Annotated in this window: 18 protein-coding genes and 1 riboswitch; of the genes, 5 read left to right on the top strand and 13 right to left on the bottom strand. The window is 72.1% G+C overall.

Annotation, left to right across the window (positions count from 1 at the left end; all coding sequences use genetic code 11):
• The first annotated feature begins 184 nt into the window (after positions 1-184).
• Complete coding sequence (locus BLQ34_RS13215; RefSeq protein WP_157693045.1) at positions 185-472, top strand: helix-turn-helix domain-containing protein; 288 nt, start codon at positions 185-187, stop codon at positions 470-472.
• 13 nt (positions 473-485) lie between these two features.
• Here BLQ34_RS13215 and BLQ34_RS13220 read toward each other — a convergent pair whose 3' ends face one another.
• From BLQ34_RS13220 to BLQ34_RS13245, 6 genes are all read right to left on the bottom strand, one after another.
• Positions 486-941 (bottom strand): heat shock protein transcriptional repressor HspR, encoded by a 456-nt coding sequence (locus BLQ34_RS13220; RefSeq protein ID WP_269457292.1) that lies wholly within the window; start codon positions 939-941, stop codon positions 486-488.
• 5 nt (positions 942-946) lie between these two features.
• A complete protein-coding gene (locus BLQ34_RS13225; protein ID WP_091786333.1) occupies positions 947-1,957 on the bottom strand; it encodes a DnaJ C-terminal domain-containing protein in 1,011 nt (336 codons plus the stop codon).
• A 93-nt stretch (positions 1,958-2,050) separates the two neighbouring features.
• Positions 2,051-2,659 carry a nucleotide exchange factor GrpE gene (gene grpE / locus BLQ34_RS13230; protein ID WP_091786336.1) on the bottom strand — a complete coding sequence of 203 codons (609 nt, stop codon included), beginning with the start codon at positions 2,657-2,659 and terminating at the stop codon, positions 2,051-2,053.
• Positions 2,656-4,554: a molecular chaperone DnaK gene (dnaK, locus tag BLQ34_RS13235; protein WP_091786339.1), complete on the bottom strand. Its 1,899-nt coding sequence runs from the start codon at positions 4,552-4,554 to the stop codon at positions 2,656-2,658. The genes grpE and dnaK overlap by 4 nt, the downstream gene beginning before the upstream one ends.
• Positions 4,555-4,785: 231 nt before the next feature.
• The gene (locus BLQ34_RS13240) at positions 4,786-5,313 is read right to left on the bottom strand and encodes a hypothetical protein (RefSeq protein WP_091786342.1); all 528 of its coding nucleotides are present in this window, start codon (positions 5,311-5,313) and stop codon (positions 4,786-4,788) included.
• 425 nt (positions 5,314-5,738) lie between these two features.
• Positions 5,739-6,653, bottom strand: a complete 915-nt coding sequence (locus tag BLQ34_RS13245; protein WP_157693046.1) for a GDSL-type esterase/lipase family protein — start codon at positions 6,651-6,653, stop codon at positions 5,739-5,741.
• 122 nt (positions 6,654-6,775) lie between these two features.
• Here BLQ34_RS13245 and BLQ34_RS13250 point away from each other — a divergent pair, with 122 nt between their 5' ends.
• The 3 genes from BLQ34_RS13250 to BLQ34_RS13260 all read left to right on the top strand — a co-directional run bounded on the left by BLQ34_RS13250 (position 6,776) and on the right by BLQ34_RS13260 (position 8,873).
• Complete coding sequence (locus tag BLQ34_RS13250) at positions 6,776-7,867, top strand: potassium channel family protein (RefSeq protein ID WP_091786345.1); 1,092 nt, start codon at positions 6,776-6,778, stop codon at positions 7,865-7,867.
• Positions 7,868-8,016: 149 nt separating this feature from the next.
• On the top strand, positions 8,017-8,205 hold the full coding sequence (locus BLQ34_RS13255; RefSeq protein ID WP_091786350.1) for a hypothetical protein: 189 nt from the start codon (positions 8,017-8,019) through the stop codon (positions 8,203-8,205).
• A gap of 26 nt (positions 8,206-8,231) precedes the next feature.
• Entirely contained in the window at positions 8,232-8,873 is a 642-nt protein-coding gene (locus BLQ34_RS13260; protein WP_091786353.1) for a DNA-3-methyladenine glycosylase family protein, read from the top strand.
• A gap of 98 nt (positions 8,874-8,971) precedes the next feature.
• Here the strand turns inward: BLQ34_RS13260 and BLQ34_RS13265 are convergent, their stop codons facing one another.
• The 3 genes from BLQ34_RS13265 to BLQ34_RS13275 form a co-directional block, all read right to left on the bottom strand.
• The gene (locus BLQ34_RS13265; RefSeq protein ID WP_091786356.1) at positions 8,972-11,065 is read right to left on the bottom strand and encodes an elongation factor G-like protein EF-G2; all 2,094 of its coding nucleotides are present in this window, start codon (positions 11,063-11,065) and stop codon (positions 8,972-8,974) included.
• A gap of 93 nt (positions 11,066-11,158) precedes the next feature.
• Positions 11,159-13,468, bottom strand: a complete 2,310-nt coding sequence (locus BLQ34_RS13270) for an ATP-binding cassette domain-containing protein (protein ID WP_407946410.1) — start codon at positions 13,466-13,468, stop codon at positions 11,159-11,161.
• On the bottom strand, positions 13,410-14,126 hold the full coding sequence (locus tag BLQ34_RS13275; protein WP_091786362.1) for an ECF transporter S component: 717 nt from the start codon (positions 14,124-14,126) through the stop codon (positions 13,410-13,412). The genes BLQ34_RS13270 and BLQ34_RS13275 overlap by 59 nt, the downstream gene beginning before the upstream one ends.
• 88 nt (positions 14,127-14,214) lie before the next feature.
• A riboswitch (TPP riboswitch) is annotated at positions 14,215-14,317 on the bottom strand.
• A gap of 123 nt (positions 14,318-14,440) precedes the next feature.
• Here BLQ34_RS13275 and BLQ34_RS13280 point away from each other — a divergent pair.
• The gene (locus BLQ34_RS13280; protein WP_091786365.1) at positions 14,441-14,719 is read left to right on the top strand and encodes a DUF4235 domain-containing protein; all 279 of its coding nucleotides are present in this window, start codon (positions 14,441-14,443) and stop codon (positions 14,717-14,719) included.
• Positions 14,720-14,753: 34 nt separating this feature from the next.
• On the opposite strand, the gene hutI is transcribed toward BLQ34_RS13280, so the two are convergent.
• From hutI to BLQ34_RS13300, 4 genes are all read right to left on the bottom strand, one after another.
• Complete coding sequence (hutI, locus tag BLQ34_RS13285) at positions 14,754-15,944, bottom strand: imidazolonepropionase (protein ID WP_091786368.1); 1,191 nt, start codon at positions 15,942-15,944, stop codon at positions 14,754-14,756.
• Complete coding sequence (locus BLQ34_RS13290) at positions 15,941-17,278, bottom strand: formimidoylglutamate deiminase (protein ID WP_091786370.1); 1,338 nt, start codon at positions 17,276-17,278, stop codon at positions 15,941-15,943. The genes hutI and BLQ34_RS13290 overlap by 4 nt, the downstream gene beginning before the upstream one ends.
• A complete protein-coding gene (locus BLQ34_RS13295; protein ID WP_269457293.1) occupies positions 17,275-18,483 on the bottom strand; it encodes an allantoate amidohydrolase in 1,209 nt (402 codons plus the stop codon). The genes BLQ34_RS13290 and BLQ34_RS13295 overlap by 4 nt, the downstream gene beginning before the upstream one ends.
• Positions 18,484-18,633: 150 nt before the next feature.
• Positions 18,634-20,505, bottom strand: a complete 1,872-nt coding sequence (locus tag BLQ34_RS13300) for a metallophosphoesterase (RefSeq protein ID WP_157693047.1) — start codon at positions 20,503-20,505, stop codon at positions 18,634-18,636.
• Positions 20,506-20,592 lie beyond the last annotated feature (87 nt).

Here is a 20,592-nt window from a genome sequence, read left to right on the forward strand (position 1 = left end):
TATCTTGCCAGTCACGCACAGTCACCTCTAGTCCTGCTCAGTCACGCCTTGCGCCGTTCCAGCACCGGCGTCTCGCGAACGGCAGTCGGGCGAAGTCCTGTCAAGGTACAGGATTTCCATCCTTTCTGAGGTGACTCCGCTAGAAGTCTTGCCTATCGGGCGCGCCTTGGCTAGTTTTTTTGTCATGTCTGGGGGAGCTGCGTCCAACTCTGTCGTCGAAGTGCACGGATACGCGCTGCGGGTGATCCGCCAAGCGCGCGGCCGGTCGGTGGTCGACCTCGCCAGCTCGCTGGCGGTGGACCGGTCCTACATCCGGCACCTCGAGAACGGCAGCAAGCGCCGGGTGAGCCACGAGGTCTACGCCGGGCTGCTGCGGGAGCTGCTGATCGACGACTACCGCGCGCTCCTGGCCACCGCACCCGCGCGGGGCGCCACCCCGGAGCTGCACATGCGCTCGATGACCGCCCTCTGAGGCCGGCCGACGCTCAGTGCGACGTGGGGCGCCAGACGACGAGGGCCTGCGACCGCCGCATCCGCGGTCGTTCGCCGGCGCGGACGGCGATCACGTCGCCGGTCGGTCCGACCGCGAAGACCCGTGACTGCGCCCGGCTGCCGGAGGAGACCCGGTTGCGCTCCAGCTCGTCGGTGAGTTCCAGGACGCGGTTGCGCAGCGCCGACACCTCGTTCTCGAGCTCGAGGATGCGCTGGATGCCGGCGAGGCTGACGCCCTCTTCCTGCGAGAGCCGCTGCACCTCGCGGAGCAGGGCGACGTCACGCCGGGAGTAGCGGCGGCCGCCCCCGCGGGTGCGCGAGGGACTGACCAGGCCGAGCCGGTCGTACTGCCGCAGCGTCTGCGCGTGCATGCCGGCCAGCGTCGCCGCCACGGAGATGACGAAGATCGCGGCGTCGTCGTCGGCCGAGAAGGACTGGGGGTCAGCCACCGCGGTCACCGCCTCGCGTTCTCGAAGAGCTCGGCCCGGGGGTCGTGGCCCTCGTCGAGCCCCTGCAGGGTCTCGACTGCGGCGAGCGCCTCGTCGGACAACCGCTGCGGCACGACGATGCTCACCTTGGCCATCAGGTCGCCCGGTCGGTCCTTCACGGGGACGCCCCGGCCCTTGATGCGCAGGACACGGCCGCTGGGCGTGCCCGGCGCAACCCGCACCTTCACGCTCGACCCGTCGAGGGTCGGCACGGCGATGGTGGCTCCGAGGGCAGCCTCGGCGAAGGTCACCGGCAGGTCGATGGTGAGGTTGTCCCCTTCGCGGCCGAAGACCGGGTGCTTCTCGACCGCGACCGTGAGGATCAGGTCGCCGGCCGGGGCCCCGGCCTCGCCGGGCTGGCCCTTGCCACGCAGCCGGATCTTCTGCCCGTCCTTCACGCCCGCGGGGATGCGGGTGGTGATCTGACCACCACCGGTGGTGCCCAGTGTGACGGTGGAACCCTCCACGGCGTCCCGGAACGAGAGGCTCGTGCGGGCAGTCAGGTCCGCGCCCTTGCGCGGTCCCTGCGGCGCCCGGAAGCCGGCTCCTCCGTAGGCCGGGCCGCCACCACCGCCGAACATCCCGCCGAGGATGTCCTCGAGGCTCGGCTCACCGCCGCCACCGCCGGTGGAGTGGCGGACGCGGGTGCCACCGCCACCGCCACCGAACATCGAGGAGAAGACGTCGTCGAAGCCACCGGACGCGCCGCCGGGGCCACCCGCGGTGAAGCGGGCTCCGCCCCGAGCCATCTGGCGGACCGCGTCGTACTCGCGCCGCTTCTCGGGGTCGGAGAGCACGGAGTTCGCCTCACCGACGTCCTTGAACCGCTGCTCGGCCGCGGCGTCGCCCGGGTTCTTGTCGGGATGGTGGGTGCGGGCGAGCTTGCGGTACGCCTTCTTGATCGCCGCGTCGTCAGCGTCCTGGGGGACGCCGAGGATGGCGTAGAAGTCCTTCTCGAACCAGTCCTGGCTAGCCACGTCGGCGTCCTCCTCTCGGTGTCGGGGTGCAGGTCTCGTTCCGGGGTGGAGAACCTGCGGTCGGGGTGCTGTCCTCGCTGCTCGCGCTCAGTGTCACTCAGGATCGGCCACGGCGACGCGGGCGGCACGCAGGACCTGCTCGCCGGCTCGGTAGCCGGGCTGGAGCACCTGGACCACGGTGGTCGAGTCGGCCGGCTGCACCGAGCCGTCCTGCGGCCACGCGGTGTGCATCAGGGCCTCGTGCAGGTTGGGGTCGAACTGCTCGCCCGCGGCGCCGTAGCGCTCCAGCCCGAACTTGCCGAGCGTGGACTCGAGCTTGTCGGCGATGGCCGCGAACGGCCCGTCGACGAGGTCGCCGTGCTCGCGGGCGGCATGGATGTCGTCGAGCACCGGGAGCAGCGCCTCGATCACCGACTGGGCGGCGCGCTCCTGCACCACGGCCCGGTCGCGGTCGACCCGACGCTTGTAGTTGACGTACTCCGCCTGGAGCCGCTGGAGGTCGGCCAGCCGTTCCCCCGCCAGCACCGTGTCGGGGTGCAGGTCGGCAGCAGCGGCAGGACCGTCGGCGGCCTGCGGGTCGGCGCCCTCGTCGAGGATGTCGCCCTGCAGGGCCGCCTCGGCGGTGGTGGGCTCGACGGTCTCGTCGGCGCCCACCACCTCCTCGGCACCGTCAGGCTGGTCAGCCCTCGGGGTGTCGGTCACTTCTTCTCCTCGTCGTCCTCGACGACCTCGGCGTCGACGACGTCGTCGTCGGACGCACCCGCGTCGGCGGAGCCGGCGCCGTCGGAGGCCGCGCCGTCACCGGTGGTGCCGGCCTGCTCGGACTCTGCGGCCGCGGCATACATCGCGGTGCCGAGCTTCTGGCTCTCCTCGGAGAGCTTCGAGGTCTTGGCCGAGATGTCCTCGGGCGTGGCGCCCGACTCCGGCTTGAGGGCCTCCTTGAGGTCCGCGAGCGCGGTGTCGACGTCGCCGCGACCGTCGGCCGGGAGCTTGTCGGCGTTGTCGGTGAGGAACTTCTCGGTCGAGTAGACGAGGTTCTCCGCGGTGTTGCGGGCCTCGGTCTCCTCGCGCCGCTTCTTGTCCTCGTCGGCGTGCGCCTCGGCCTCCTTGATCATCCGCTCGATGTCCTCCTTGGCGAGGGCCGAGCCACCGGAGATCGTGATCTTCTGCTCCTGGCCGGTGCCGCGGTCCTTGGCGGACACGTTGACGATGCCGTTGGCGTCGATGTCGAAGGTGACCTCGACCTGCGGCACGCCGCGGGGTGCGGGCGCGATGCCGCTGAGCTCGAAGGTGCCCAGCTGCTTGTTGTGCTGGGCGATCTCGCGCTCGCCCTGGAAGACCTGGATCAGCACGCTCGGCTGGTTGTCCTCGGCGGTGGAGAACACCTCGGAGCGCTTGGTCGGGATCGCGGTGTTGCGCTCGATCAGCTTGGTGAAGAGCCCGCCCTTGGTCTCGATGCCCAGGGACAGCGGGGTGACGTCGATGAGGAGGACGTCCTTGCGCTCACCCTTGAGGACACCGGCCTGCAGGCTGGCGCCGACGGCGACGACCTCGTCGGGGTTGACGCCCTTGTTGGGCTCCTTGCCACCGGTGAGCTCCTTGACGAGCGCGCTCACCGCGGGCATGCGGGTCGAGCCACCGACGAGGACCACGTGGTCGATGTCGGACAGCGCGATGCCGGCGTCCTTGATGACGTTCTGGAAGGGCTGCTTGGTGCGGTCGAGCAGGTCCTTGGTGAGCTGCTCGAACTGGGCCCGGCTGATCGTCTCCTCGAGGTGGATCGGACCGTTCTCGGACATCGAGAGGTACTGCATCGAGACGTTGGTGCTGGTCGAGGAGGAGAGCTCCTTCTTGGCCTGCTCCGCCGCGTCACGCAGTCGCTGCATCGCGATCTTGTCCTTGGACAGGTCGACGCCCGAGGTGTTCTTCACGGTGGTGAGGAGGTGGTTGACGATGCGCTCGTCCCAGTCGTCGCCACCGAGCTGGTTGTCACCGCTGGTCGCGCGGACCTGGATGGTGGAGAAGCCGTCCTCGGGGTCCTTGCCGACCTCGAGGAGGGACACGTCGAAGGTGCCGCCACCGAGGTCGAAGACGAGGATGAGCTCGTCCTCCTTGCCCTTGTCGAGGCCGTAGGCGAGCGCGGCGGCGGTGGGCTCGTTGATGATGCGCAGGACGTTGAGGCCCGCGATCTCGCCGGCCTCCTTGGTGGCCTGGCGCTCGTGGTCGTCGAAGTACGCGGGGACGGTGATGACGGCGTCCGTCACGTCCTCACCGAGGTAGGACTCGGCGTCGCGCTTGAGCTTCTGGAGGATGCGCGCGCTGATCTCCTGCGCGGTGTAGGTCTTGCCGTCGATCTCGGGGGACTTCCAGTCGGTGCCGATGTGGCGCTTGACGGAACGGATCGTCCGGTCGACGTTGGTGACGGCCTGGCGCTTGGCGATCTCGCCGACCAGCACCTCACCGCCCTTGGAGAACGCCACGACGGACGGGGTCGTGCGACCGCCCTCCGCGTTGGCGATGATCGTCGGCTCCCCGCCCTCGAGGACGGCGACGGCCGAGTTGGTGGTGCCGAGGTCGATGCCGACCGCACGTGCCATGGTGAATCTCCTGTTGCCTTGGGGACTGGGCCCGGGTTGAGTTGCCTGCACTCAAGTTAGGAGCCGGTATGCCGCGTGGCAAATCCGGGCGCCAAACTTGCGTTCACTCGACTCAACTTCGTGCGCGCGGAGTGTGTTCCCGGTTCGGCAGACTTTCTTCGGCCGGGCCGCCTCCAGTCTTTGAAGGGTTGACCACACCAGGGCGTGGTCGACCCTTCAAAGACTGGAGGCTCACTCCTCGCCGCGGGCGACGGCGTGCCACTCGGCTGCCGTCTCGCTGCCCTCGCGCAGGACCGCGTCGGGAGCCTGCGGGGCCGGCCAGAGCTGGAGCAGGTAGCGGTCGGGGGCGGTCTCGCCGTCCTCGAGGGTGTCGAGCTCCTGCCCCTCGTCCATCGCGCTGGCGCAGTAACGGGCCCGGTGCCACCCGGCCTGGGGGACCTCGCAGCCGTAGGCGTGGTCGAACGTCGCGATCGTCAGCTCGGGGGTGGTCAGCTCGACCGACACCTCGACGACGTCCTGCCACTCGTCCTCGACCTCCGGGGCGGTCTCGCTCCAGGTCACGACGAGCGGCAGCCCGCCGGTGTGCAGCCCGGTGACCATGCCGAGCTGGTGCGGGACCTGCGCGCCGGCCAGCCCGTTGGCCTGACCTCGGCGCGCGGCGACCAGGTCGTCGGCCTCGTCGGCGCTGCCGTCCGGGTCGGAGTAAAGATCGATGAAGCCGTAGTGCACCTCGACGACACCCGCGAACACCTCGGTCATGCGGCTCAGCCTCCCACTTCTGGCCAGGGGTGCGGCACGGCGGGGCGGTTCGTCCCCCCACACCCCGCACCGCTGGCCAGAAGTCGCCTGCCCTCACCACTTCTGGCCAGGGGTGCGGCACGGCGGGGCGGTTCGTCCCCCCACACCCAGCACGACTGGCCAGAAGTCGCCTGCTCTCAGCACTTCTGGCCAGGGGTGCGGCACGGCGGGGCCGTTCGTCCCCCCACACCCAGCACCACTGGCCAGAGGTCGCCCGGTCTCAGCACTTCTGGCCAGGGGTGCGGCACGGCGGGGCGATTCGTCCCCCCACACCCAGCACCACTGGCCAGAAGTCGCCTGCCCTCACCACTTCTGGCCAGGGGTGCGGCACGGCGGGGCCGTTCGTCCCCCCACACCCAGCACCACTGGCCAGAAGTCGCCTGGCGTCAGGGGGTCTTGCCGGCGAGGAAGGCGGTCAGCGAGTCGCCCCACGCGGCCCAGCCGGCCGGGTTGGGGTGGTAGACCTCGGCCTGCCGGGCGCCCTTGGTGCCGAACCCGACGAAGAACGGGTCGGCCTTCGCCCCGGCGGCAGGCCTGGCGCCCAGCTCGTGGCCGGCGAACACCGTCGCGGCCGAGCGGTCGAGGTAGGTGCGCTCGCGTCCCGGACCCGACGCCCTCACCGCGTCGACGACCTCCTGCTGCATCCTGGTGCCGGCCGACCCCAGCGCACGAACCGCACGGTTGGCGTCGTAGCCACCGGGCTCGACCAGGGGCCGGTCAGGCGCCAGCAGGGGGTAGGTGCGCAGGACGAGCACGGCATCCGGCCGCATCCGCGAGCGCACCTCCACCAGCGCCGCGGTGAGGTCGGTGCGCAGCCGCGGCAGCTCGGCGCGGGCCCGCGAGACTCCGTCGGCACAGCCCCGGTCGTCGGTCCCGGTCCGGAACAGGAAGCACTGCAGGACCAAGCTCCCGAACCCGACGTCGTTGCCGCCCATGGTCAGCACCACGACGTCGGCCGTCCGGTCCACGGCGTCGACCTGGGCCGGCACCGTCGGGCCTCGCGGCTGGGTCAGGTCCGCGACGACCGCCCCGCTGCAGGCGACGTCGACGACGGCAGCCCGCACCGCCGCGGCATACCGGCGTCCCGCGCTGTCAGGAGTGCGGAAGCACGAGTCGACGTAGCCACCCGCTCCGTTGCCTGCGGAGTAGGAGTCGCCGAGCAGCACCACCTTGTCGAGCCGCTCCGGAGGTGTCCCGGTCAGCCGGTCGGCGCCGCCGCGAGAGACCGCGACCGCCAGCCCGGTGGCCGTCGCGACCACGACGACGAGCAGCGGCACCGCCCACCGCGCCCAGCGCCTCACCTGCCCACCTCCTCGTCGTCGCCGCTCCTGCGCAGACGCTACGTCGCGTGGCTGGGCGCCACCTGACCGACTCCGCCGGATGACGGATCCGGACGGGCGTGCCGTGCCGTCACCATGACGGGATGCGCCGGGTCGTGAAGCGGGTGTTGGCTGCGCCGTTCCAGCCGCTCGTCCAGCTGCCCATCGTGCGACGGGTCGCGTTCCACGGCCGGCGGATGGGGGCGGGGCTCGACCTGCACTTCTTCCGGACGCTCGCGCTGTCGCTGCTCGGCTTCGTCGTGCTGGCATCCACGCTCGTCAGCCTGCTCGAGGCGCCCAAGCGGTCGATCCGCGGGTTCGGCGACTCGCTCTACTGGGCCGTCACCACGGTGATCGGCTCCGGCGACGCGAGCTACGTCGAGAGCCCGGGTGGCCAGGTCATCGGCTGGCTGCTCGCCTTCTTCGGGGTCGCGATCGTCGCGGCCCTCACCGCCGCGATCGTCGGCTTCGTCATCGACTTCCTCCTGAAGGAGGGCCAGGGCATGGGTGCCGCCGGCTACCAGGACCACATCGTCGTCTGCGGGTGGAACCCCACCGCCCGCGAGCTCATCGACGAGCTGAGCGGTGACGAGTTCCCCTCGAAGATCGTGCTGCTGCACGAGGCCGAGCACAACCCGGGCGGCATGGGCGTCTACTTCGTGCGGGGCGACGTGACCAGCGCGGAGGACCTCAAGCGGGCCGGGATCGAGGAGGCCGCGGCGGCGATCGTCTTCCCCGCCGACACCTCCAACGACTCCGACATGCGCTCGATCCTCACCGTCCTCGCCATCGAGTCGCTCGCGCCGCAGGTGCGCACCGTGGTCGAGGTCAACAACCCCCGCCACGTCGAGCACTTCGAGCGGGCCAAGGCCGACGAGATCCTGGTGACCTCGCGACTCGCGTCGCGACTGCTGGCCCGATCGGCGCTCTACCCCGGGCTCGCCTCGCTGGTCACCGACATCGTCTCCGGCGGCGAGGGGTCCGAGCTCTACCGGGTCGCGCTGCCCGACGACTACGCCGACCTCACTCCCGACGAGGTCTCCGCCCGGTTGCGCAGCGAGCACCGCGCGACGCTGCTCGCGGTCACGCGTGGCGGGATGCGGGTGACCAACCCGGCGGCCGACTTCCGCCTCGCGGCGGGCGACGGCGCGGTGGTCATCGCGGAGTCGCTCGACGGGCTCGTCCCCGACTCCTGACCACCCGGTATGCCGCGGGGCTCGGCCCGTGAGTGCGCCTCCGCGAGTCGAGAGTGCACGACACGCGGACAGGTGACCTCGTCGGTCAGCGTGTCGCGCACTCTCGACCTGACGGTGCGCTGTCGGTGGCGGGTTCTACCGTGTGCGCCATGGCCGAGAAGCGTTCGTCCCACCTGCGGGTGGTTCCCTCCCCCGTCGCTCCCGCGCGCCCGGCGGAGGCCGCAGCGGCGGACACCGACCCAATCGCCGGCACGGGGACCACCGTGAGCTACTGGGCCGAGCTCCAGGCGCTGCGCGACGAGCGGCGTCGGCTGCGGACCGGTCGGGTGGCCGGGTGACCCGACCGCTCGGATAGCGTCGCCGCGTGGACGACCGGCTCTTCGCGCGCACCGTCGCGGACCTGACCGCCCACGACCCCGACCTCGCCGCGCTGGTGGCGGCGCACGGCATACCTCCGCTGTGGTTGCGGCCACCCGGCTTTCCCAGCCTGGTGCTGTTCATCCTCGAGCAGCAGGTGTCACTGGCGTCCGCCGCAGCCGCCTACCGCAAGGTGCTCGAACGGCTTGGCGCGATGGAGCCGGCCGCGCTCCTGGCGGCCACCCCCGAGGAGCTGCGCGCGGACGGGGTGTCGCGCCAGAAGGACCGCTACCTGCGCGCGCTGGCGTCCGCGGTCGTGGGCGGCGAGCTCGACCTGCCCGGGCTGGCCGACCTGTCCGACGACGAGGTGCGGCGCGCGCTCACCGCGCTGCCGGGCATCGGGCGCTGGACCGCCGACGTCTACCTCCTCGCCTGCCTCGGACGACCCGATCTCTGGCCGGTCGGCGACCGCGCCCTCCAGGTCGCCGCCGCCGAGGCCCTCGGCCTCGACGAGGTGCCCGACCAGGCCGGGCTGGAGCTGCTCGGCGAGCGTTGGCGACCGCACCGTTCGACGGCCTCGCGCCTGCTCTGGCACGGCTACCTCGTGCGCCGTGGCCGCACCGAGACGCCCTTGATCACCCTCGACTGACTGGGCCGCGCAAAACGGCGATTGCGTGGACTTCCGCCCGGCAATTGCTGGGCGGACGGGGACGCAACTGCCGTATTGCGGGGAAAGACCGGAGGGGGTCAGGGGGCCGTGAGCTCGCGGGCCAGGGCGGGTGGCATGTAGTCGTAGCGGACGAAGCTGCGGGTGAAGCTGCCGGTGCCGTGCGAGACCGACCGCAGGTCGACCGGGTAGCGAGCCAGCTCGTGAGCGGGGACCTCGGCGTGGATCACGGTGCGGCCGGCGACCTCGGCCGGCTCGGTGCCGTGCACCTGACCACGACGCCCTCGCAGGTCAGCCAGGACCCCGCCGACGGCGTCGTCGCCGACCTCGATGTGCACCTCGTCGACCGGTTCGAGCATCGCCACCGTCGAGTCGTTGGCCGCCTCGCGCAAGGCCATCCCGGCGGCGGTCTGGAAGGCCATGTCCGAGGAGTCGACCGAGTGGGCCTTGCCGTCGACGAGCGTGATCCGCACGTCCACGACCGGGTAGCCGGCCAGCACCCCCTTCTCGAGCTGGTGCCGTGCGCCCTTCTCCACCGACGGGATGAAGTTGCGGGGCACTGCGCCACCCACGACCTTGTCGACGAACTCGATCCCGGCGCCACGCTCGAGCGGCTCGATCTCGAGGTGGCAGACCGCGTACTGGCCGTGCCCCCCGGACTGCTTCACGAGCCGGCCCTGCACCTTGGTCGGCCGCACGAACGTCTCACGCAACGAGGTGCGGACCGGTTCGACCTCGACAGCCACGTGGTAGCGGGAGTCGAGCGTGCCGATCAGCTGGTCGACGTGCGCCGGACCCATGGCCCACAGCACCAGCTGGTGGGTCTCGGCGTTGTGCTCGAGGCGCATCGTCACGTCCTCGGCGACGAGGCGCTGGAGTGCGCTGGCGAGCTTGTCCTCGTCACCCTTGGACTTGGCGTGGATCGCCACCGGCAGCAGCGGGTTGGGCAGCAGCCAGGGCTCCACCAGGGCCGGCTTCTCCTTGCGGGACAGGGTGTCCGAGGTCTCCGCGCCCGCCAGCTTGGCGACCACGACCACGTCGCCGGCGATGCCCGCGGAGCGGGGTCGGGTCTCGTCACCGACCGGGGCGGCGAGCGGGCCGATCCGTTCGTCGTCGGTGTCGTGGTCGGCGTGCTCGTCGACGAGGTGGCTCGCGAAGTGCTGGAGGTGACCCGAGATGTGCACCGGCTCGTCAGGTCGCAAGGTCCCCGAGAAGACCCGCACCAGCGACTGCCGACCGACGAACGGATCGGTCGTCGTGTGGACCACCTCGGCCACGAGCGGCCCGGCCGGGTCGCACGTCACGGCGCCGAAGTCGCCGCCCGCGGGGGTGTAGACGGTCGGCACCGCGGCGCCGACCGGTGAGGGAAAGCCCTTCTCGCACAGCTCCAGGAGCGCCTCGACCCCGACGCCGTTCGGTGCGTGGGTGGGCAGGACCGGGAAGAACCGTGCGGTCGCGATCGCCAGTCGCAGGTCGGCGGAGACCGCCTCGGTGTCCACCTCCTCACCCCCCAGATAGCGCTCGAGGAGCCCTTCGTCCTCGGACTCCTCGATCACCGACTCGATCAGCTCGCCGCGCTGGGCGTCGATCAGCTCGCCCTCGTCGGTGGTGGGCTCGCGGTCGACGTCACCACCTCCCGACCGCTCGGTGACGGTGCGCCGCAACAGGTTCAACAGACCGGTGACCGTTCCGTCGACGATGAGTGGCAGCGCCAGCGGCTCCGCGTCGCCGAACGCGCGTTGGCACCCGTCAACGGTCGACTCGAAGTCCGCCCGCGCCTGCTCGAGCCGCGTGACGGCGACCGCCCGCGGCATACCGAGCACATCGCACTCGCGCCACAGCAGCCGGGTCGGTTCGTCGACCCCGTCCGCGGCGGACACGACGAAGACCGCGGCGTCGGCGGCCCGCAGGCCGGCGCGCACCTCGCCCATGAAGTCGGGGTGGCCTGGGGTGTCGAGCAGGTTGAGGGTCACCTCCCCGCTCGGGATCGAGGCGGCGGTGAGCGACAGCGTCGCCGCGAGATCGCCTCCTTCACGAGCGCGGCGGCCCGGGATCCGGGCCGCCACGAGTTGCTCGAACAGTGCCGTCTTGCCGGCCCCGCTCGCTCCCACCAGGACCACGTTGCGGATCTGCTCCGGTGCGGAGGGCCCCGCGGCGTCGCTGACACGGTTCATGGGCTCACCCTGCTCCCGTCGCCAGCGCGCCGCAAGGGGTCTCGTCGGGGCCTGAGCCTGCCGCGAAGTTCGACAGTCCCGATGAGACAGAGATCAGCGGACGAACAGCGCGACAGCCAGGGGCACCAGGCTGGCGACGACGACCAGCCCGTCCGCCGGTCGCCACGGCGCGGTGGCCGCCCACGTGCGTCGGTATGCCGTGGCGAAGCCCCTCGCGTCCATGGCCACCGCGAGCGCGGCGGCGGCTTGCAGGGACCGGACGAGCATGCCGATGGTGAGCGCCCACGCCTCGCGGGCCAACGACACCGCAGACCTGCGCGAGGGGCCGATGCCGCGCACCCGACGGGCGCGGGCGATCTCCGACCAGATCTCGCCGAACGTGTGGATCCGTTGCAGCGCAGCGGAGAGCGCGACGACCGGTCGGGCCGGGAGGTGCAGCCGCTGGGCCAGGTGGTCGCCCAGAGCATCCGCGTCGATGTGGGGCACCAGCACCGCGGACGGGAAGACGATGATGAGGACGCGCAGGGCCGCGGTGGCTGCGAGGCCGACGTCGTGACCCCCGAGCAGCCAGGTCGACCAGGCGACCGAGACCGACGCGACCAGCCCGGGTGAGAGCCTCAGCAGGACCGCCCGCAGCCGTCCGCGTGGGCGCGGCCCGCTCCCGGTCGAGGTCAGGCCGACCAGGGCCAGGAGCACCTGCGTGCCGAGGACGGCGAGGCTGACCTGCCAGTGCGGCGAGACGATCCCGGCCGGCACCGCGAGCATGGCGCCCAGCAGCAGCGACAACGGACCTGCGTGCGCGACCAGTGGGCGGCGCGCCGCGGGCTCGGTGGGCGGCTGCGCCGGCCGGGTGAGGGTCGTCACCCGGTCGGCCGCGGCGACCACCGCATCGTCATGGGTGGACACGACCACGGCCGAGCCGGCGTCGCGCAGCGTGTCGAGGATCCCCGTCACCGCCGCCCAGGTGAGGCGGTCCTGCCCGACGGTGGGTTCGTCGGCCAGCAGGACGGCGGGCTGGTGCACCACTGCGGAGGCCATCGCGAGACGACGCTGCTCACCTCCGGAGAGGTGGCGCGGGTCGGCGTTCTCGAGGTGGGCGAGGCCGAGGAGGTCCAGCAGCGCCCGGGCGCGGGACAGCGCCTCGGACTCGACCAGCCCGACCGCACGCGAGGTCGTCATGACCTCGTCGAGGACGGTGTGGGCGACGATCGTCGAGCTGGCCCACTGCGGCACCCACGCCAGCCGTTCGGCGAGGTCGGTGGTCGACCAGCGGCGCGGGTCCCGCACGTCGTCGACGGCGAGGTCGGGGTGTGCTCGCACCTGGCCGCCGTCGACGGCCAGGAGCCCACCCAGGGCGAGCAGGAGGGTCGACTTGCCCGAGCCGCTCGGACCGACCAGCGCCTGCAGCTGCCCGGCCCGGGCGTCGAGGTCCTGATCCTGCACGGCGACCGTGGTACGGCTCGACCCGTCGAGCCGTCGAACGGTCCTGGTCACGGTGACCGAGCGCCCCTGGTCGGCGACGATGTTGGCGCCGAGCACCGCTGCCCCGAACGTCCCGACCGGCACCCTCCGCGGTGTCGGGTCCGGTCGCCCGGGCACCCAGATCCCCTGCGCCACCAGCTCGTCCCCGCGTTCGTCGAGCACCCGCTGAGGCGGGCCGTCTGCCGTGACCCGACCCACCGTGTCGAGCACGACGAGACGGTCGGCGAAGTCCAGCCACGGACCGAGCCGGTGCTCCACCACCACCGTGGTGAGGCGTCGGGCCCGGACGGCCACCTCGACGCTGGCCCGGACCGAGGCAGCACTCTCGGGGTCGAGCATGGCGGTGGGCTCGTCGAGCAGCAGCAGGGTCGGCTCGAGCGCCAGCGCACCGGCCAGCGCGAGCCGCTGTTGCTCCCCGCCCGACAGCGCGCTGGTCGGGGTGTCCGTCGGCATCCCGAGCCGCACGGCGGCCAGCGCCGCGGCGACGCGCGCGGGCATTTCCGCCCGCGGCACACCGATGTTCTCCAGGCCGAACGCGACGTCCCGGCCGATCGTCGCGGACACCACGCCGGCACCCGGTTCCTGGAGCACCAGGCCCACGGCGCCGGCCCGGTCGCCCGGGGGCGCGCCGTCGAGGCGCACCGTCCCCGCGAGCTCGCCGGCGTCGGCGGTCCCGAGGACACCGGCGAGCCCACGCAGGAGCGTGGACTTGCCGGCGCCGCTCGGGCCCACGAGCAGGACGCGCTGACCCGGCGGCAGGTCCAGTGACAGGTCGGCCAGGACCGGCGACCGCCGACCGTACGGTCGCCAGGTCAGCCCGTCGACGACGACGTGACCCGGCCGCTCCGGGACGGGTGGCGCGTCAGACAGCGCCGCGCTCCCTGACTTCCTGCCCGGCGGGGAAGGCGCCCAGACCGCCAGCCCGGGCGAGCGCCTTGGTCAGGGCCCAACCACCCGCGCCGGCGACGACGGCACCCGAGACGACCATGATCGCGCCGTACGCGAGCTTCCAGCCGAACGACCAGTCCTTGGTCCAGGTGAACCACTCGTAGACGGCTTCGAGCGGTGCGGCGAGCGCACCGGCGAACACGGCGGCCCCGAGCCCGAAGGCGCCGTAGCCGAAGACCAGGAAGGCGGCCTCCGCGCCCAGCCCCTGGAGCAGGCCGCTCAGCAGCCCGCTGGCACCGTAGGTGTTGCCGATCAGCATGGCCACGAGCGCGGCGACGAACTCGCAGAACAGCGCGGCGCCGGGCCGCCGGATGACCAGGCCGCCGACCACACCGGCCAGGAACCACGGCCCGGCGAAGAGCCCCCACAGGGGCTGGAACCCGAAGCTGAGCCCGCTCACGAACGGGCTGTTGTAGAACGCGTCGTAGCCCCAGTAGGCGACGCCGAACGCGACGGCGAGGAAGGTCACCGTCAGCAGGTCGACGGTGCGCCAGCCGAACAGCGGTGCGGTCGCCCGGATGCTCCCGCGCCGGGCGGGCGCCGAGGGGACGCCGGCCGAGGCGGCCGGGTCGGCCGGGGTGGTCGGGGTGGTGGTCTCGGCCGAGCCGGCCGGGGTGTTGGTGGTGCTCATGTGTTCTTCTCCCGTGGAATCCGGTGGATACCTCGGGGAGACAGCTGCCGGGACGAGGGGCACCTGTGGTGGCGCACTCGCCCGACAGGTGTCTGAGATCTCGACTCCCTACGCCGGTGCGAACCGGATCAGGTGTGAGGGTCTGCGGTCTCCCGCACTCTCAGCGCTCGCGCGCTCCCCTGTCGTTACGCGTCGAAGACTACTCCCTCGTGTGACAGGGTGGAGCCGCAGGTGAGTGGGAGTTTGGCGCGCCCCGCCCGTGGGCAGGACGTCACCAGCCCCGATCAGCAGCCGACAGGACGGAGACGGACGACATGGGACCACTGGTGTGGAGAGTGCTCGGGACCGGGTCCGCGATCCTCGCGGGTGTCGTCGCCAACAAGCTCGTCACGACGGCGTGGAAGAAGGCCGGGCGCGACGCGGTGGTCGACCCGCGTGACCCCCGCACCCCGTGGAAGGACGCCATCGCCTTCGCCGCCCTCACCGGCCTGGCCGCGGGCGCAGCCAAGGTCATCGCCACCCGCAAGGCGGCCGAGTACTACCAGAAGTCGGCCGGCCACCTGCCTAAGGCCATGCAGGAGGGCGACGCCTGATTCGGCCCCTCCGCCGTGAGGGCCGGTCCCGGCCCTACAGGTCGAGAGCGCGCGCGATCGGCACACCTGCCCGGTAGGACAGGTGCACGTGCGAGGGCGCGTCGAGCATCGTCAGGTCGGCCCGCGCGCCGACCTCGATGCGCCCGATGTCGTTGCGCCGCAGCGATTTCGCCGAACCGACGGTGGCCGCCAGGACTGCCTCACCGGGCGTCAGACCCATCTCCCGCACGGCGAGCGCGATGACGAACGGCATCGACGACGAGTAGCAGGTGCCCGGGTTGCAGTCGGTCGCGAGCGCGATCGAGACCCCTGCCCGGAGCAGCCCCGCGGCATCGGGGTAGGGCGAACGGGTCGAGAACTCCACGCCCGGCAGCAGGGTGGCCACCGTGGTGTCGGAGGCGCCGACCAGTGCCTCGATGTCGGCGGCGGACAGGAAGGTGCAGTGGTCGACACTGGCCGCGCCGAGCTCGACGGCGAGCCGCACCCCCGGCCCGTGCCCGAGCTGGTTGCCGTGCACCCGCAGCCCGAGGCCGGCCTGCCGCCCGGCCACCAGCACGGAGCGCGCCTCGTCCTCGGTGAAGGCGTGCTGCGAGTGCGGCTCGCAGAAGACGTCGACCCACTTCGCGTGCGGAGCGGCCGCGGCCAGCATCGGCCCGGTGACCAGCTCGAGGTATGCCGCGCGGTCGCCCGCGTGCTCGGGGGGCACCACGTGCGCGCCGAGGAAGGTCGTCTCGGGGGTGTGCTCCCGGGCGATGCGCAGGGCTCGCGCCTCGTCCGCCACGGTGAGTCCGTAGCCGCTCTTGATCTCGACGGTAGTGGTGCCCTGCGCTCGCATCTCCGCGACCCGGGCAGCCACCAGCGCACGCAGCTGGTCGTCTGACGCCGCGCGCGTCGCCGCGACGGAGACCCCGATCCCGCCACCGTCGTAGGGGGTGCCGGCCATCCGGGCAGCGAACTCGTCACCACGGTCACCGGCGAAGACGAGGTGGGCGTGGGAGTCGACGAAACCCGGGAGCACCGCGCGACCGTCGACGTCGACGACGCGGTCGGCGGCCGGAGCCTGCGCCGCCGGCCCCACCCAGGCGATCAGACCGGCCTCGACGACGACCGCGGCGTCATGCCGCAGGCCCAGGCCGTCAGGGGTGCTGCCGTCGCAGGTCACCAGCTCGCCGATGCCGGTGACGAGGGTGCTGCCGAGCTCCTGGGAGTCGGTGGTCGCGCTCACTGGTGGTCCCGCACGTCGGCGAGTGCCCTGCCGAGCAGGGCCGCCACGTCGCCCAGGCGGTGCCGCCCCGACTCCACGACGGCCTGCCCACCGACCACGACCGTGTCGACGTCGGATCGCGTTGCGCTGTAGAGGATCTGGCCGGCCTTGGCGCCCGTGGTGTTGACCGTGTCGGTGCGGACGACGACGAAGTCGGCCGCCGAGCCGTCCGCGATCGTTCCGGCGTCGGACCAGCCGAGGCTGCGGTAGCCGTCGACGGAGGCGGCGGTCATCAGCTCGTCGGGGGTGAACCGGCCGCGCTCGTTGCTCGCGAGCCGCTCGTGCATCTCCAGCCCCCGGACCTCCTCGAACGGGTCGATGACCGCGTGCTGGTCGGAGCCGAGCGAGATCCGCGCACCGGCCTCCACGAGGGCACGGGCCGGGCCGATCCCGTCGGCGAGGTCGCGCTCCGTGGTGGGGCAGAAGCACGCCGTCGAGGCGGACCCACCGAGCAGCTCGATGTCGTGGTCGCTCAGGTGCGTGGCGTGCACCGCGCTGAACCGCTCGCCGAGCAGGCCCGCCTCGTCGAGCAGCTCGGTGGGAGTGGCGCCGTAGTACATCTGGGTGGCGAGGTTCTCGGCCGGTTGCTCGCTGACGTGGGCGTGCACGGTCCGGCCCCGGGTGACCTCGGCCATCGCCCGCAGCGCGTCGCGGGGGACCGCCCGGACCGAGTGCACGGCCGACCCGATGCGGGTCGTCGCGTCGGGGCTGAGCGCGGCGACGCGCGCCGCCCAGCGGTCGACGTCGCCGTCGGTGAAGCGGCGCTGCACCTCGTCGAGCGGGAGGTGCCCGTCACCCGACAGACCGCCCGCGAGGTAGCAGGTGTCGAGCAGGGTAAGCCGCAGGCCGGCCTCCTTCGCCGCCTCGACGAGAGCGGTGCCCATCGCGTTGGGGTCGGCGTACGGCCGCCCGGAGACGTCGTGGTGCAGGTAGTGGAACTCGCCCACGACCGTCGTGCCCGACAGCACCATCTCGGCGAACACCGCACGGGCGAGCGCGAAGTAGGTGTCGGGCGTGAGGTGCCGCGTCACGGCATACATCTGCTGGCGCCAGGTCCAGAAGTTGCCGCCGTCACCGTGGGTGCGGCCGCGCAGCGCGCGGTGGAAGGCATGGCTGTGCGCGTTGGCGAGGCCGGGCAGGACCACGCCGTGCAGGCGCACGTCGCCGGCCTCGGCCCGGGCGTGCCGGTGCACGGCGGCGAAGTGGCCGTCGGTCACGTCGAACCGCACCCCGGTGGCCAGGCCCGTGGGGAGCCAGGCGTGCTCGGCCCAGTAGGTGGTCGGGCCGGCGGTCACGCGGGATCCCCGGCGAGGTCCTCGAGCACGGCGGTCAACGCGGCGACGCCCTCGAGGCAGTCGGACGTCTCGGCGAACTCCTCCGGGGAGTGCGAGACGCCGGTGGGGTTGCGGACGAAGAGCATGGCGGTCGGGATGCCGGCGTTGGCGAGGATGCCGGCGTCGTGACCGGCCCCCGTGCCCAGGACGGGTATGCCGCCGAGCCGGGTGCCCAGCCGCGCGCTCAGCGAGGCGTCGAACGGGGTGGACGGCGTCCACGACTCCTGGGTGATCTTGCCGCCGGACTGCTCGACCATGGCGGTGATGTCGGAGACCGCTCGGCGGACGGCGCGCGGGCTCGCACCCCGCGCGTCGAGCCAGCCGGTGACCGCGCTGGGGATCGCGTTGACCCCGCCCGGCGTGACGGCGACCTTGCCGATGGTGGCGACGCAACCGTGCGTGATGGCGGCCTCGCGGGCGGCCAGCACCGCCGCGGCATACCCGAGCATCGCGTCGTGGCGGTCCTCGAGCCTGGTGGTGCCCGCGTGGTTCGCCTCGCCGACGAAGTCGAGGCGCCACCGGCCGTGCGGCCAGATGTCGCTGCCCACCGCGACGGGGTGGTCGAGGTCGACCAGGCCGCGGCCCTGCTCGACGTGCAGCTCGACGAAGCTGCCGACCCGGCGCAGGGCGTCGTCGTCACGCCCGATCTGGTGGGGGTCGCGGCCGGCCCTCTTGAGCGCCTCGGCCATCGTCGTGCCGTCGGCGTCGGTCAGGCTGCGCGCACGCCGCGCGGTCATGGCTCCGGTGATGACGCGGGAGCCCGCGCAGGCGACACCGAAGCGGGCCCCCTCCTCGTCGACGAAGTTGACGACACCGATCGGCTTGGCCGGCTCGAAACCGTTGCTGCGCAACGAGTCCACCGCGGCCAGGGCGCTCACGACCCCCAACGGCCCGTCGAACGCCCCGCCGTCGGGGACGCTGTCGAGGTGGGAACCGGTGACCACGCCCTTCGCACCGCGGGATGCCGCCGCGTCGGGGTCACCCCACCAGGCCCACTGGTTGCCCATCCGGTCCTCGGTGAGGTCCAGCCCGCGCGCAGCGCACTCGGCGGCGAACCACTCGCGCAGGTCGTGGTCCTCGCGCGTCCACGCGAACCGCCGGTAGCCGCCGCTCTGGGCGCTGCGTCCGACCGGCTGCAGGTCGGACCACATCGACTCGAAGCTCACGGCGTCCTCTCCAGCTCTGCGCACCACCGACGGCGACGCCCACGCGACGCACTGCTCAACCGGCACCGAGACCATTCCACACCAGGGTGGGCCGGCGCACGGCAGGAGTCAGGTCAATGCGTCTCGGATCCCAGACCGAGCAGGGGTGGGTCAGCCGACGAACTTCACCCCCGAGAAGGTCTTGGCGTAGTCGGGGTACGACGTCTTGGTCCACGGCGCGTAGATCCGGGTCGAGATGGTGCCGGCGGCCGGGTCGATGTCGAGCAGTCGCACCGGGTTGCTCGTCTTGTCGTGGAAGCACTGCAGGAACGAGTAGACGGTGTTCCCGTGGACGCCGACGTCGGTGCGGGTCGCCTGCACCCCGACGTGTCCGGAGAAGACCATCTTGATGTTCGGGTACTGCGAGACGAGGTTGTCCCACAGGTACTTCGGTGAGGTGGAGCCGTAACCGCCGTTGTCACCCATGATGCTTCCGTCGCCGCTGAGGTAGGCGTGGGTCTGGATGATCACGTTGTGCTGCGGGTGCTCCTCGACCACGGTGCGAGCCCACGACACGACGTCGGGGCGGGCCCACAGCTCGAGGGTCAGCACCAACCAGCGGTGCCCACCGGCGGAGAAGGTCGAGAAGATGTTGTCGACCTTGCCGGGCTCGTAGGCGCCGCCGACCGAGCCGTAGCGCCCGGCGGTGAAGGTGCCGTTGAACTCCTCGGTGTGCCGCACCAGGTAGTCGGACCGGCACTCGCTCGCGGGGAAGCGGGTCTTGCACTCCGGGTTGTACATGTAGGCGGAGCCGCCGTAGCCGGTGCTGCCCTGGACGCCGTTCCAGCCCACCGCCCGGGTGTCGTGGTTGCCGATCGCCATGGCGTAGGGGAGCCCAGCGTCCTGGATGGTCTGCATCGCGGTGCTCGCGACCTGGAACTGCGACGGCACCAGCCAGCCCCAGTTGGTGACGTCGCCGGAGCTGCCGACGAACTTCAGGTCGAGGTCGTCCTTGTTCTCGGCGAGCCAGCGGGTGCGCTGCTCGAACCGGTCGTAGTAGGGACCGGCGGAGGTCTCGTCCTGGGTGTCGGGGAGCCAGGCGAGGCCGAAGCTGCCGTCCGGGGTCGGGTCGGGCGGCAGCGGTGGGGTCGTGGTGGTGGTCGTCGTCGGCGGCGTGGTCGTCGTGGTGGTGGTCGTGGGCTGCGTGGTCGTCGTCGACGTGGTCGTGGTGGTGGGCTGCGTGGTGGTGGTCGGCGGGACCGTGGTGGTGGTCGTCGTCGACGTGGTCGTGGTGGTGGGCTGCGTGGTCGGGGTCAGTGTCGTCGTGGTGGTGGGGTCGGTGATCGTCGTCGTGGGGACCGTCGTCGTGCTGGTCGAGCTCGAGCTGCTGGTCGTGCTGGTGCTGCTCGTGGGGGTGGAGGGTGTCGCGGTCGGCAGCGTGGAGGTGCTGGTGGGCGGGGTCACCGGGTCGGGGGCCGCCGCCCAGTAGCTCGGACCGAGGTCCTTCCAGCCCTGCGCCACGAGCGCGGCCTTGCCCTCCGCGGTCGCCGCAGTGCGGTGCCGGATGCCGTTGACGAAGGTGTGCACCGCGACGCACCCGAGCCGCCGTCCGGCCGAGGCGTAGAACCAGGTGCCCTGGTCGCGGTAGCCGGACGCCACGACGGCGTCCAGCTCGGGCCCGGCGGGCAGCATGCGGAAGTCGGCACCACCGGGCTTGTAGAGCCGGTGGATGCCGACGAGACCGCGGCGCGAGTCCCACGCGGCCTTGTAGACGACCCCCGGGTCGACGGTGTAGCCGTACCGCTGCGCGGCGTTGTCGGCCTCCTGCTTCCAGGTGGTGTCGATCGACAGGGAGGTCTCCGGGTTGACCCGCTGCAGCACGGGGACGGTCATCGCCCCACAGCTCACCGAGTCGGCCCAGGCCGGTGCCGTCAGCCCCGCCAGCAGCGACGCTCCGACCAGTCCCAGGGCCATCCCGCGGCGGATGCGGCGGAGACGACGGACCCTGCGGGCACGGTGGATCCGGCTGACGTGACGACCCATTTCACACACCTCTCGGAGCACAAGTTTTCGAGGAGTATCACGAAATGGTCACGATGGGGACCCCCACAAGGGTGATTTCCCGGGACC

The organism is Pedococcus dokdonensis (assembly GCF_900104525.1).
Classification (GTDB): Bacteria; Actinomycetota; Actinomycetes; order Actinomycetales; family Dermatophilaceae; genus Pedococcus; species Pedococcus dokdonensis.

Excerpts from the sequence above, each read along its gene's own strand:
- BLQ34_RS13300 (WP_157693047.1), bottom strand. The coding sequence starts at position 20,505 with ATGGGTCGTCACGTCAGCCGGATCCACCGTGCCCGCAGGGTCCGTCGT.
- BLQ34_RS13265 (WP_091786356.1), bottom strand. The coding sequence starts at position 11,065 with ATGAACCGTGTCAGCGACGCCGCGGGGCCCTCCGCACCGGAGCAGATC.
- BLQ34_RS13275 (WP_091786362.1), bottom strand. The coding sequence starts at position 14,126 with ATGAGCACCACCAACACCCCGGCCGGCTCGGCCGAGACCACCACCCCG.
- BLQ34_RS13250 (WP_091786345.1), top strand. The coding sequence starts at position 6,776 with ATGCGCCGGGTCGTGAAGCGGGTGTTGGCTGCGCCGTTCCAGCCGCTC.
- BLQ34_RS13280 (WP_091786365.1), top strand. The coding sequence starts at position 14,441 with ATGGGACCACTGGTGTGGAGAGTGCTCGGGACCGGGTCCGCGATCCTC.
- BLQ34_RS13215 (WP_157693045.1), top strand. The coding sequence starts at position 185 with ATGTCTGGGGGAGCTGCGTCCAACTCTGTCGTCGAAGTGCACGGATAC.
- BLQ34_RS13240 (WP_091786342.1), bottom strand. The coding sequence starts at position 5,313 with ATGACCGAGGTGTTCGCGGGTGTCGTCGAGGTGCACTACGGCTTCATC.
- dnaK (WP_091786339.1), bottom strand. The coding sequence starts at position 4,554 with ATGGCACGTGCGGTCGGCATCGACCTCGGCACCACCAACTCGGCCGTC.
- BLQ34_RS13255 (WP_091786350.1), top strand. The coding sequence starts at position 8,017 with ATGGCCGAGAAGCGTTCGTCCCACCTGCGGGTGGTTCCCTCCCCCGTC.